Origin of the sequence: Bacillus massilinigeriensis (assembly GCF_900117315.1) — a bacterium.
In the GTDB taxonomy this organism is placed as follows: Bacteria; Bacillota; Bacilli; order Bacillales; family Cytobacillaceae; genus Bacillus_BE; species Bacillus_BE massilionigeriensis.
Window position 1 is genome coordinate 700,361 of the sequence record NZ_LT630337.1, and the last position, 13,012, is coordinate 713,372.

12 protein-coding genes and 1 riboswitch are annotated in these 13,012 nt (G+C 38.4%); of the genes, 8 read left to right on the forward strand and 4 right to left on the reverse strand.

What is annotated here, in order from left to right; translation table 11 throughout:
• Nucleotides 1–8: 8 nt before the first annotated feature.
• From BQ6100_RS03585 to ribH, 8 genes are all read left to right on the forward strand, one after another.
• Nucleotides 9–236: a HypC/HybG/HupF family hydrogenase formation chaperone gene (locus BQ6100_RS03585; protein WP_075980408.1), complete on the forward strand. Its 228-nt coding sequence runs from the start codon at nt 9–11 to the stop codon at nt 234–236.
• Nucleotides 217–1,326: a hydrogenase formation protein HypD gene (gene hypD, locus BQ6100_RS03590; RefSeq protein ID WP_075980409.1), complete on the forward strand. Its 1,110-nt coding sequence runs from the start codon at nt 217–219 to the stop codon at nt 1,324–1,326. Before BQ6100_RS03585 ends, hypD begins: the two co-directional genes overlap by 20 nt.
• Before the next feature lie 3 nt (nt 1,327–1,329).
• Nucleotides 1,330–2,337, forward strand: a complete 1,008-nt coding sequence (gene hypE, locus BQ6100_RS03595; protein ID WP_075980410.1) for a hydrogenase expression/formation protein HypE — start codon at nt 1,330–1,332, stop codon at nt 2,335–2,337.
• A 497-nt stretch (nt 2,338–2,834) separates the two neighbouring features.
• A complete protein-coding gene (locus BQ6100_RS03600) occupies nt 2,835–4,058 on the forward strand; it encodes an MFS transporter (protein ID WP_075980411.1) in 1,224 nt (407 codons plus the stop codon).
• Nucleotides 4,059–4,219: 161 nt separating this feature from the next.
• A riboswitch (FMN riboswitch) is annotated at nt 4,220–4,363 on the forward strand.
• Nucleotides 4,364–4,499: 136 nt separating this feature from the next.
• Entirely contained in the window at nt 4,500–5,588 is a 1,089-nt protein-coding gene (gene ribD / locus BQ6100_RS03605) for a bifunctional diaminohydroxyphosphoribosylaminopyrimidine deaminase/5-amino-6-(5-phosphoribosylamino)uracil reductase RibD (protein ID WP_173719806.1), read from the forward strand.
• Between the two features lie 3 nt (nt 5,589–5,591).
• On the forward strand, nt 5,592–6,251 hold the full coding sequence (gene ribE, locus BQ6100_RS03610; protein WP_075980413.1) for a riboflavin synthase: 660 nt from the start codon (nt 5,592–5,594) through the stop codon (nt 6,249–6,251).
• A gap of 101 nt (nt 6,252–6,352) precedes the next feature.
• Nucleotides 6,353–7,546, forward strand: a complete 1,194-nt coding sequence (locus tag BQ6100_RS03615; RefSeq protein ID WP_075980414.1) for a bifunctional 3,4-dihydroxy-2-butanone-4-phosphate synthase/GTP cyclohydrolase II — start codon at nt 6,353–6,355, stop codon at nt 7,544–7,546.
• A gap of 17 nt (nt 7,547–7,563) precedes the next feature.
• Nucleotides 7,564–8,028, forward strand: coding sequence for a 6,7-dimethyl-8-ribityllumazine synthase (ribH, locus tag BQ6100_RS03620; protein WP_075980415.1), 465 nt, complete (start codon nt 7,564–7,566; stop codon nt 8,026–8,028).
• A 40-nt stretch (nt 8,029–8,068) separates the two neighbouring features.
• Here the strand turns inward: ribH and BQ6100_RS03625 are convergent, their stop codons facing one another.
• The 4 genes from BQ6100_RS03625 to arcC form a co-directional block, all read right to left on the reverse strand.
• Nucleotides 8,069–9,118 carry an NAD(P)/FAD-dependent oxidoreductase gene (locus BQ6100_RS03625; RefSeq protein WP_075980416.1) on the reverse strand — a complete coding sequence of 350 codons (1,050 nt, stop codon included), beginning with the start codon at nt 9,116–9,118 and terminating at the stop codon, nt 8,069–8,071.
• 137 nt (nt 9,119–9,255) lie between these two features.
• Nucleotides 9,256–11,001: a methyl-accepting chemotaxis protein gene (locus BQ6100_RS03630; protein ID WP_075980417.1), complete on the reverse strand. Its 1,746-nt coding sequence runs from the start codon at nt 10,999–11,001 to the stop codon at nt 9,256–9,258.
• Between the two features lie 128 nt (nt 11,002–11,129).
• Nucleotides 11,130–11,831: a Crp/Fnr family transcriptional regulator gene (locus tag BQ6100_RS03635; protein ID WP_075980418.1), complete on the reverse strand. Its 702-nt coding sequence runs from the start codon at nt 11,829–11,831 to the stop codon at nt 11,130–11,132.
• Between the two features lie 208 nt (nt 11,832–12,039).
• Nucleotides 12,040–13,005, reverse strand: coding sequence for a carbamate kinase (arcC, locus tag BQ6100_RS03640; RefSeq protein WP_075980419.1), 966 nt, complete (start codon nt 13,003–13,005; stop codon nt 12,040–12,042).
• Nucleotides 13,006–13,012 lie beyond the last annotated feature (7 nt).

The following is a 13,012-nucleotide window of genomic DNA, read 5'->3' on the forward strand; positions in this document are numbered from 1 at the left end:
AGAAGAGAATGTGTGTTGGGGTACCAGCAAAGGTCATTGAAAAGCAGGAATATTCAGCGGTAGTTGATGTAATGGGATCAACGATGACAGTGGGAATCATCTTTGTGCCTGAGGTTGAAGTAGGTGATTATGTCATTGTACATGCTGGACAAGCGATGTCCACCATTGATGAGGAGAATGCGATATTAAGTCTTGAAGAATGGAGGAAGCTTGTTAATGCTAGAACTCCTGAATGAATTTTCCAACTCAAAATTAAGCCGAAAGCTTTTGAATAAAGTGAGAGAATCTGCAGAAGAGTATATTGAAAAAAATGGTAGAAGACCTATCTTTATGGAGGTATGCGGCTCACATACAATGGCACTTGCAGAGACAGGGGTAAAGAAGGCACTAAAAGAATATGTGAACTTGATTTCTGGACCAGGGTGCCCTGTCTGTGTTACGGATCAAAAATCAATTGATGCAATGATTAAGCTCGCAGATGGAGAAAACCGTATTATCTGTACATTTGGAGATATGATTCGGGTACCTGGTACCGAATTTAGTTTGCTTGAGGCTAAGACGGAGGGGAAGGATATTCGAATCGTGTATTCTCCTCCTGATGCGGTAAAGATTGCAGAGGAGAACCCGGACAAGGAGGTTATTTTCCTCGGCATTGGTTTTGAAACAACGATCCCAGTATTGGGTGTTGCCTTGAGGGCAGCAATGGAACGTAATGTAAATAATTTCTCCATGTGGATGACCACAAAACTTGTGGAACCCATCTTAAGAACCCTATTGGAATCAAAAGAAGTCAAAATCGACGGTTTTATTCTTCCTGGCCATGTTTCTATTATTCTTGGAAAAAATAATTATCAATATTTAGTAGATGAATATCAGATCCCTGGAGTCATTACTGGGTTTGAACCCGTTGAATTACTAGGTGGAATCTATAAATTAATACATCAATTATTGGATGAACGCGCTGAAATAGAAAATGATTATTCCTTCGTTGTCACCGATGAAGGGAATATAGCAGCTCAGTCTTTAATTGAAGAATACTTCAAACCCGTTGATGAGGCTTGGAGAGGAATTGGCGTCATCCCAAAAAGCGGTATGGATATTAAAGAGGAATTTTCCCAGTGGAATGCGAAGAATCGTTTTCATATTACTGTTGGAGAACCGAGAAAAACAAAATGTCGCTGTGGCGAGATTATTAGAGGGCTCATCTCACCGGAGGAATGTCCTTTATTTGGCAAGGCCTGTACTCCGGTAAAGCCAATTGGACCGTGCATGGTGTCTGCAGAAGGGACATGTTCAGCCCATTTTCAGTATTTGAGGGAGGATTAATTGATGAAGGATGAGAGAATTAGTTTAGCCCATGGTGATGGTGGGGAACTGGCTCACAAATTGATTCAAGCTGTATTTGTTGAAGCCTTCGAACATAATGAATATGCCCGTTTTGATGCCGCTATTTTTCCGGCTTCTTCTGAAAAAATGGCTGTTACGACAGATAGCTTTGTTGTAAAGCCTATCTTCTTCCCTGGAGGAAACATTGGAAAGCTTGCGATTGCGGGAACAGTGAATGATTTGGCAGTCAGTGGGATGGTGCCTCAATATTTGACTGCAGGTTTTATTATTGAGGAAGGCTTCAAGGTGAAAGAATTAAAAGAGATAGTTCATTCGATGGCACAGGAGGCGAAAAAGGCAGAGGTTCGAATTGTTGCCGGGGATACAAAAGTGGTGGAACGAGGAAGCATTGATGGTATATATATTAATACAACAGGAATCGGATTTGCCCATCCTCTTCATACAATCCAGCCGGAATTAATGGAGGAAGGGGATTCGATTATTGTTAATGGTACAATCGGTGACCATGGCATTGCAATATTAAGTGCACGAGGAGAACTGGGGATTCAGACAAATCTTCAAAGTGACTGTGCCGCATTGAATGGGTTGACAGCTAGTGCTCTAGATTCCCTAGATGGTATTCGAATCATGCGAGACCCAACACGAGGCGGATTAGCGACCACTCTTGTAGAAATAGCGGAAGACTTCCATGTCACGATGGAGATTGAGGAAGAGGAAATTCCCATTCGAAATGAAGTGAAGGGGGCTTGTGATATTCTAGGCTACGATCCACTTTATCTAGCGAATGAAGGGAAAGTAATTTTTATAGTCAAAAAAGAGCAAGAAGAGCAATTGCTGCAGATTTTAAAGCAGCATGAATTTGGCCTAAATGCAAAAGTCATCGGCCATATAACAGGTAAAGAAAAAGGTGCATTACATTTAAAAACTGGACTTGGAAGTACAAGAAAATTACATAGACTATCTGGGATGATGCTACCTAGGATCTGTTAAAGACCGGATATGATTAATTTAATCAAACGTTTGATTAATAATTATCAAGGTAGTACTAAATAGAGAAATCATGATGAAAATCACTAAAAAATAAATTACTAAAGGCTGGCGTAATTCTCTCGTCAGCCAATTATTTTGTACTTTTTAAAAATCGGGCTACCAAATCCTTGAATATTTGAGAAAGATATTATAATATATAGGAACCATTATAGAAAGGGTGACCATGGGGCGATGATCTTCTAATCCTATTTTCAAAAAAGCATTCGTATAATCACGAAGTCATTTTGGATGGGATTAGTCTGTATTTTTTTAGAAAAAGATGATCGTAGACTTGGTACATTTATGGTGCTATGTCTTTTTCTATGGAATCCTAACGACCTTCTATCCAACAATGACGGATAGGAGTTTTTTTGTTTTCAGTATTTTGTAGCCGCCAGAATGTAAATATTATTATCTAGAGATAAAAATTACTTTGTAAATAAGAAAAGGGGAATGTTATGTCACAATTATTTAAAAATCGATTTGTTCAAGCCATTTTTCTTTCCTCCGTGTTCCTACAGGTTGGAATTTGGATACGAAACTTTGCCGTTCTTTTATTTGTTATGGAGAAAACAAATGGCGATGCCTTTGCTGTTTCGATGATATCTTTAGCGGAATTTGCTCCAATCTTTATCTTTTCCTTTATTGGAGGAACTTTTGCGGATCGTTGGCGTCCGAAGAGAACGATGATTTGGTGTGATGTGTTAAGTGCTGTTTCTGTATTCACTGTTTTAGTGGTACTTATGGTTGGTTCTTGGAAGATTATCTTTTTTGTTATGCTGATATCAGCCATTCTATCGCAATTCTCTCAGCCATCAGGTATGAAGCTTTTTAAAATGCATTTAAGCCCAGAGCTGATTCAACCAGCCATGTCTATTTATCAAACCATTTTTGCGGTCTTTATGGTTTTAGGCCCAACTCTAGGAACCTTTGTTTTCCAACAGTTAGGCATTAATGTATCCATCGCGATTACTGGAGTTGCTTTCCTTCTATCCGCAGTTATGCTTACTTTTATTCCAGCGGATTATCAAATGCAGGAGGAGTCAAAGCCGTCCTCTGTACTGGAAGAAATGAAGAGTGGGGTTCGGTATGTCCTAGGGAAAAAGGAATTAAAGATTCTTGGACTTAGTTTTTTAGCAGCAGGGTTAGCTTTAGGATTAATCCAACCTTTAGGAATCTTCCTTGTCACAGAGCGATTGGAATTAGCGAAGGAAAGTTTGCAGTGGTTTGTAATGGCCAATGGAATTGGAATGATCCTTGGTGGAGGGGCTTCTGTATTTTTGGCAAAGTCTGTACCTCCTCAAAGGCTTTTAATGATCGGGATGTTAGCAAATGCGGTAGGGCTATGCATTATTGGAATCTCAACAAACGTCACCATTACATTAGTGGCACAATTTATCACTGGGTTATTTTTCCCTTGCATACAAATCGGAATCAATACACTCATTTTACAAAACACAGATGCTGACTTTATCGGAAGGGTGAATGGTACACTAAGTCCACTTTTCTCAGGGGCTATGGTCTTAACAATGAGCTTCTCTGGAGTATTGAAGGAAATGTCTTCAATCGTTACGGTATATGAAATATCTGCTGTTCTTTTCTTTATCGGTCTACTCGTGTTTTTACCGATTTATCATTTGAAGGCTCCAAATGTCGGTGATGGAATTTTATCAAAAGAATAATGAAGTATTAGAGGACCCATGTTAACGAGATAACATGGGTCTTCTTTTTAATTTAGTACATGACTCCTATATTACCACTTCTAATATAGTAAAAAACAAAATATTCTGTTAATTAAATTTACTAAAGGGTGGTTTTGCTGTATAATATTATGTAAACAGAATAGTTCCTTCGGGGTAGGGTGAAATTCCCAACCGGCGGTGATGAGGCACAGCCTCTAAGTCCGTGACCCGGTTAACAAATGTTAAACGGTGGATCTGGTGAAACTCCAGAGCCGACAGTAAAGTCTGGATGGGAGAAGGAAGAATGGACATTGGAATTTAAGGGGTGAAATAGACATTTTGACCCTTTATTTAACTATGTATATGTGAAAATATCAAAAGCCCTGAAGTATGAGATTTGTTCTCCTTCAGGGTTTTTTTGTGTAAAGGAGCGAATGGTTGATGAGCGATCAATATTATATGAGATTAGCTATTGATCTTGCAAAAAGTGCTACTGGACAAACCTCTCCTAATCCTGTTGTTGGTGCAGTAGTTGTAAAGAATAATCAAATTGTTGGAATTGGCGCTCATTTGAAGGCGGGAGAACCACATGCAGAAGTTCATGCAATTAAAATGGCTACTGAGAAAGCGGATGGTGCGGTCCTTTATGTAACTCTTGAACCTTGCAGCCATTTTGGAAAAACACCCCCATGTGCAGATTTGGTCATTCAATCTGGGATAAAACGTGTGGTAGTCGCAACAAGAGATCCGAACCCTCAGGTTGCGGGAAGAGGAATTGAAAAAATGCGCAAAAGTGGATTGCAGGTTGAGGTTGGACTGTTAAAGGAGGAGGCCGAATCCTTAAATCAAGTTTTTTACCACTATATTCAATCAGGTATTCCTTACGTAACCCTTAAGACTGCCATGAGCCTAGATGGGAAAATCGCGACCTCCATTGGGAATAGCCGATGGATTACATCGGAAGAGTCAAGGGAGGATGTGCATGAATTTCGCCATAGGCACGATGCAATTCTAGTAGGGATTAACACCATTATCAAGGATAATCCCAGTTTGACAACAAGACTTCCTGGAGGTGGGAAAAACCCGATAAGAATCATCCTTGACACTCGGCTTCGCATACCAGTTAAGTCTAATGTCGTAACTGATGGAAAAGCAGAAACCTGGATTGTGACAGGCTCTGAGATTAATTCAAGTAAAGTGAGGGAATTGGAGAAAAAAGGAGTGAAGGTTATCCCTCTTGATTCACCTGATATCAAGATACCAGTTATGCTAAAGGTTATCGGGCTAAAGGGAGTGACTTCTATATTTGTCGAAGGAGGGGCAGAGGTTCATGGGAGCTTCCTGCAGGAGAAGGCCTTTCAACAAGTAATTACATATATTGCTCCTAAAATTATTGGCGGTCGTGATGCTCCATCTTCATTTGGCGGGGATGGGATAAGAATGATGAGTGAGGCGCAGGAATTGGAAATATTGGACATGAAAAAGATTGGACAGGATATACGAATAATTGCAATCCCAAAGGAGGGATGAATAATGTTTACAGGAATTGTTGAAGAGGTTGGTTCAATCTCAACCATTTACCAAAAAGGAGAATCAATTATTTTAACCATTAATGCAAAAAAGATTCTCCATGATGTAAGGCTAGGTGACAGCATTGCAGTAAATGGGGTTTGTCTTACTGTTACCTCCTTTAATGATAAGAAATTTTCAGTCGATGTGATGCCAGAAACCTTTCGAGCCACTAGCTTAAGGTCTTTGAAAAAAGGTTCTAAGGTGAACCTTGAAAGGGCCATGAGCGCTGGGGGACGATTTGGGGGGCATTTCGTTTCAGGACATGTGGATGGAATAGGAGTAATCTTGAGTAAAAAGCAAAAGGATAACGCTGTTTATTATGAAATAGAAGCTGGAAGAGAATTGCTCAAATACATCATCCTGAAGGGGTCTATTTCTATTGATGGAACAAGCCTAACTGTTTTTGGCGTTAGCGACAATACTTTTACCATTTCATTAATTCCTCATACAAGATTAGAAACCATTCTTGGGATAAAAGGAGAGGGGGATATTGTTAACCTCGAATGTGACATGTTAGGCAAATATGTTGATCATTTTCTAGCATCTAGATTTGGACAAGTTCCAGATACAAAGAATTCAAAAATCACTCTAGCTTTCTTAGAGGAGCATGGTTTTTCCTGAGGCAACTAATGATAAGACATTTGGATTAGGAGTTTAGATGTGATTGGTCTGATGATTCTGGCAAAAGTGTTACTTACCTACCTAACAAGGAGAGATGAAGGGTGTTTAATACCATTGAGGAAGCAATAAATGAATTAAAAGAGGGAAAGGTCGTTATTGTATGTGATGATGAAGATAGGGAAAACGAAGGGGATTTTATAGCGCTTGCTGAAAAAGCTACACCAGAAATAATCAATTTCATGATTAAACATGGGAGAGGGCTTGTTTGTGCCCCAGTAGAAGATGAAATTGCAGACAAATTAGGTCTCCATCCAATGACAGATCATAATACAGACCCTCACGGTACAGCATTTACCATTAGTATTGATCATCAATCAACGACAACCGGGATTTCGGCACATGAACGGTCCATTACGATTATGAATTTGATTAACGAGCATTCGAAGGCGGTTGATTTCAAGCGTCCAGGACATGTATTCCCACTTATTGCGAAAAAAGGTGGGGTATTAAGACGGGCTGGACATACAGAAGCAGCAGTAGATTTAGCCAGAATATGCGGGGCACAACCAGCAGGAGTAATATGTGAAATTATTAAAGAAGATGGTTCGATGGCAAGAGTTCCAGATTTGCAAAGGATAGCTAAGCAGTTTGATATAAAATTGATTACGATTAAAGATTTAATAGAATACCGAAATCGAAAGGAAAAGCTGGTAACTCGTGAAGTGGAGATTCATCTCCCTACAGAATATGGTGACTTCAAAGCAGTTGGTTATTCCAATTTGGTTGATAACAAGGAGCATGTTGCCTTAGTAAAAGGCGATATAACGCCAGATGAGCCAATTTTAGTTCGAGTACATTCAGAATGTCTAACAGGAGACGTTTTTGGTTCCTACCGATGTGACTGCGGTCCACAATTACATGCTGCTTTATCCCAAATCGAACAGGAGGGCAGAGGGGTTCTTCTTTATATGCGACAGGAAGGAAGAGGCATTGGTCTATTAAATAAACTAAAGGCCTATAAGCTTCAGGAGGAAGGCTATGATACGGTTGAGGCAAATGAAAAGTTAGGATTTGGAGCGGATTTGCGTGAATATGGAATCGGTGCACAAATTCTTAAGGATTTAGGAATTAAAAAGATGAAACTACTTACTAATAATCCAAGAAAAATAACTGGATTAAAGGGGTATGATCTTGAAGTAGTTGATCGCATCCCCTTACAAATGGAAGTCAGAAAAGAGAACAAAAACTATTTAAAAACGAAGTCAGAAAAGCTAGGGCATATGCTCCATATATAGAGGCAGGGGGAATCAAGATGGCGAATATGTTTGAAGGTAATTTAGTAGGAACGGGTTTAAAAATTGGTATTGTTGTAGGTAGGTTTAATGAATTTATTACGAGCAAGCTATTAAGCGGGGCACAGGATGCTTTAAAGAGGCATGGGGTGGGCGAGGATGATGTAGACGTTGCATGGGTACCAGGTGCTTTTGAAATTCCACTTATTGCTCAAAAGATGGCTAAGAGTGAGAAATATGATGCCGTTATTACACTTGGGACAGTCATTCGAGGCTCCACACCACATTTTGATTATGTCTGCAATGAGGTAGCAAAGGGAGTTTCTGCCACATCATTGAATACGGGGATTCCGGTTATCTTTGGAGTGGTTACCACCGATTCCATTGAACAAGCAATAGAAAGAGCAGGAACAAAGGCAGGTAATAAAGGCTGGGATGCAGCTGTCTCAGCGATAGAAATGGCCAATCTCACAAGAGAAATGTAGGTGACAGGCACCATCCAAAAAATGGATGGTGCCTGTCACCTTATTTAATCATTTGCTGAACTAATTCCCGATTGCGCTTGGTAAAGAGCTCATTATGTGACGAAACCATTGCTGATCTTGTTGCATCAGGCTGAATGTATTGCTTTGCTTGATTGACAGCGTTCGCTGCATCCTGAAAAGCTCCAGCAATTAGATTTATTTTTCCACTGTGCTTAAGAATATCACCTGCAGCAAATAGCCCTTCAATCGAAGTTTCACTATTTGCATTACCAGAAATATAATAATCCTCTACTATGTCAATGTTTAGCTTACTATTTTTAAGAAGGGAGGCCTCATGTTCATAGCCATGGTTAATGATGACTTCATCGATAGGTAGATAGGATATTTCCTCTGTCTCATGATTAGTCAGCACAACTTGTTTAATCCGTTTTTGATTTTCATAGGCAATTAATTTTGTTATCGAAGTATTGAAGAAACAAATGGTTGAACCATTTAATAGCTGGGTAACCTGTGATTCGTGTCCTGATAGTGCATCTTTTCTATATGTTAGATAAACCTTTTTAGCAATAGGCTCTAGTTCATTTGCTAAATCGATGGCAGAATTTCCTCCGCCTGAAATGACCACGGTTTTATCTTTAAAATGTTTGTAGGATTTAACAGTGTAATGTAGGTTTGTGGATTCAAATTGCTCTGCTTCTTCAAGAGCAAGCTTTTGAGGCTTCAAAATTCCACCGCCAATCGCAATAATCACTGTTTTTGAATAATGCCTTTGGCCAGAGGCTCCATTTAAAACAAATATACCGTCTTCATTGCGAGAAATAGATTCGACTTTTTCGTTTAAGATAACGGCGGGGTTAAAGGTTAAGCCCTGTTCTACTAACTGTTCAGTAAGCTTTGATCCGGTAATAGGTGTTAACCCTCCAACATCCCAAATCATTTTCTCTGGATAGATATGCAACTTTCCGCCTAATTGGGGCTGAAAATCAATAATTTTTGTTTTCATTTCTCTAAGTCCACTATAAAATGCAGAATAAAGCCCTGCAGGTCCTCCACCTATCACTGTTACATCAAATAATTCACTTTGCTCCATTTCAATACACCTCTCAGAGAGTAACGTAAATGATTATCATTATCAATAAGAATACCTCTTTTTATATAAACTTACAATGAAAAAGTAAAGGTGACAGGCACCTTCCAAAAAATGGATGGTGCCTGTCACCTTATAGTTTATATCGTAAATTGCTTAATCGTTTCTTCTAATTTATTAGCAAGAACTTGGAGTTCTTCGGTATATTTGTTCATGTCCTTTAGGGACTGAATTTGTTCGTCGGCTGAGGCAGCGACTTCTACAGAATGATCGGTTGTGACTTGGGAAAGTTGAGAAAATTCCTCAACTGATGCTGCAACCTCTTCCGTTGTGGCTGACATTTCCTCTGTAATTGCAGATACACCCTGAACCTCTTCATTCACCTTTCGGATATCCCCAAAAATCTTTTTGAAGGTAAGATCAACTTCCTCAACTGCTTTGGCCCCTATTTGTACCTCGGATAGACCCTTTTCCATTTTAGTAACGGCTTCTGTAGATACTGTCTGGTAGTTTACGATAAGCTGGCTTATTTGTTCTGCAGAATTTTTTGACTGCTCAGCTAGCTTTCGAACCTCATCAGCTACAACAGCAAATCCTTTTCCATTTTCTCCTGCACGCGCAGCTTCAATTGCAGCATTCAATGCCAATAGATTGGTTTGATCTGCAATGGCAGATATTGTTCCAACAATTACCTCAATTCCACTTGCTTGGGTTCCTAATTCCTTAATGATACTTGAGGAATCCATTACTGTATCTTGAATGGTATCCATTTGATTTAGTAGTTTTGTAAGTCCAGTATTTCCTACTTCCAATTCATTTGTTACACCTATAGAAGATTCAGAAACAGTGGAAGCCGATTCAGCAATTCTTTGTATTCCTGTTGCCATTTCGGATACTGCAATAGATGATTCCTTCGCCCTTTCTAATTGAACCATATTATTTTCAGCCACTTCTTTTACAGCAGATGTAATATTCTTATTGGATTCCTCCACGATGAGGAAGCTATGATGTAAATGGTGAAAGGATTCAATTAATTTACTAGATGAAGCTGATATATTTTGAATGATCGTAAGAGTATTCTTTGTCATTCTCTGAAAGTCTTCAGCTAGTAGTCTTACATCACGATTATTGTGCTTAGGGAATTGATTGACGATTTCTTGAGCTTCTTTAAGATTTCCTTCAGCTATTTGAGCTGCTGTTTTCCCGATATATGGAATCGTTCTTAGCTGTCTTTTTACATAAAAGTATAATAGGATATTAGCAAGAATGATAGCAATAATACCGATTGATAAAAAGAGTGGAAGGTTCTCCTTCGTAACATTGGATTGAATACTAGAGACAGATTTTGCATCAATATCAACACCTAAAATTGCAATAACCTCTCCATTTTCATCCTTAACTGGAGCAAACGCTGATAAATAATCTCCGTATTCGGGGTCCTTAACTATACCTGTATGGTTTGTCTTACCCTTTAACACAGGAGCAACATCTTCATAGGTAGTCGCTGTTGTTGGATCTCCGATATCAGCAGATATTTCAGAATCCCTTGGTAATCCGTCAACAATCATATGAACGCCTTTATTGTCATCTACCTCTAAAGTATAGGCATAGATGGCACCGGATTTAATACGAAAATCGTTAATATGTTCACGTAAAGCCCAATAATCCTCTGTTTCCTTTTTGTCTTGTAAAAAGCTTTTATATAAGTCGACGTCAATTGAGTTAGCAATGTTTTCGGCAGTTTTGACACTTGTGTTAGAAATGGTACTTTCAACTGCGTTTGAAGTATTTTTTAGTATGATAAAAACGGTCATCAATAATATGATAATCATAGCAAATGTGATAGACAGTGTAATTTTTGTTCCTAGTTTGAGATTTTTACCCATTACTCATCATCCTATTCTGTAAATATATAAATGTTTAAGTCTAACATGGCGAAATAGATATAATAGGAGTGACCGTCTTTCATATGTTTTCTGATTTGTTAATCCAATGATTTATCTTTTCATAGGCATTATGAAAAATAATTACCTCCGACTTTGTTAAAGTAATCTTCATCATGTATGGTGATTTTTTTTGATGCAAAGGATAATACATTATTCTTTTTAAGATCCTGGATTACATGACTTACTGTTTCTCTAGATGTCCCGGAAATTTTAGATATCTCCGTTGTTGTCATTGGGCAGCAAACCACTACGTCTTCTCCTTCTTTTACACCTAGGTCTGTCATTAGGTAACTGAGAGCGTGGATGACTCTATCTTGTGCGTTTGAATTAGTAATTGTTTGAAGTCTAGATTCATGTAAATGGAGAAGAGAGGATAGTTTTTGGACTAAGAAAATCAATTGCTTCCGATTCTGTTTAACCATATCCTCGAAGTAAAAGGTGGGAATATAGTAAAGTTCTACATCTGTAATGGCAATAGCAGTATACTGATATTCTTTGTCGGAAAAAAAGCCTCCATAAGGAAATAATGTATTCGGACTAATATAATCAGCATAGGCAAGGGAAGCAGATGGATTTGATTTTTCAAATTTTACAAACCCGTTTACCAAAAGATAAATTCTCTCACGAGGATCTCCTACTGTAAATAATTGTTGGCCTTTCCTATAGGTTCTACCATATAAAAAGCAGGATATTTCCTCCAATTGCTTGTCAGAACAATAAGTAAATATTTCAAATTTCTTTAGAAGTTCAACCAGACCTTCTCTTTTCAAATTATTTACCCCCTTATTAAGCAACTCTTGATTAAAATTTATGGAAATACAATTCTATGTTTATTTTATCATGAATAAGAAGATGATGATATTTAGTCATATGTCCAATTAATAACATTTACTATTCTTTAATGAGTAAATCCCATCGAGTAAAGACACAATGAAAGAGGCCATCGTATGAGACAGCCTCAAGGGAGATAATCCTAATTTAGCTAACTACTGTTTCTCTAACTAATGACTTTATATGGGTTCCTGCTTCGGAAGTTAATGCTTCATAGGCTTTATCTAATGAAGTAATGATAGATTCTCTTCCTTCTCTAGATTCAGCAAAGTCAATGGCAGCTTCAACCTTTGGAAGCATGCTACCTGGTGCAAATTGACCTTCCTTAATAAATTCCTTTAATTGATCAACAGTTGTGTTAGTTAGTGATTCCTGATTTGGTTTGTTATAGTTTACGGCGACATTTTCTACAGCTGTTAAAATTAATAGAATATCTGCATCTACTAATTCCGCTAGCTTTTGTGCGGCAAAATCTTTATCGATGACAGCTTCAACCCCATGGATTCCGGTGAAATCTTGATATACTGGGATACCGCCGCCACCAACAGCAATAACGATATTTCCGTTATTTACCAAGCTATTGATTACACGATGTTCTAAAATATTTACTGGTTTTGGTGATGGAACCACTCGACGCCAACCTCTGCCAGCATCCTCTTTAAAAACAAGATTTTGTTCAGTCATAAGTTGTTTTGCTTCTTCTTCCTGATAGAAAGGGCCAATAGGTTTTGTAGGATGTTGAAATGCAGGATCATGTAGTTCAACTTCCGTACGAGTAATAATTGTTGCAACATCTTTTTTAATATGATTGGTAGCTAACGCTTTATCTAAAGAGTTTTGCATCCAATAACCAATCATACCTTCACTCATTGCTCCACAAGTATCTAAAGGCATTGCTGGAGTACTTTTACTATCTGCAGCTTTTTGTTGAAGTAATAGATTCCCAACCTGTGGGCCATTTCCATGAGTAATGACAATATCAAATCCTGCATTAATAATATTTACTAACTGGAGAGCTGTTTCATCTAGAGCCTTTTGCTGAGCTTCAGCAGTCGCATCTCCAGATTGAATCGCATTGCCTCCTAGAGCAATAACTACTTTTTTTCTATTCATAAAGGAT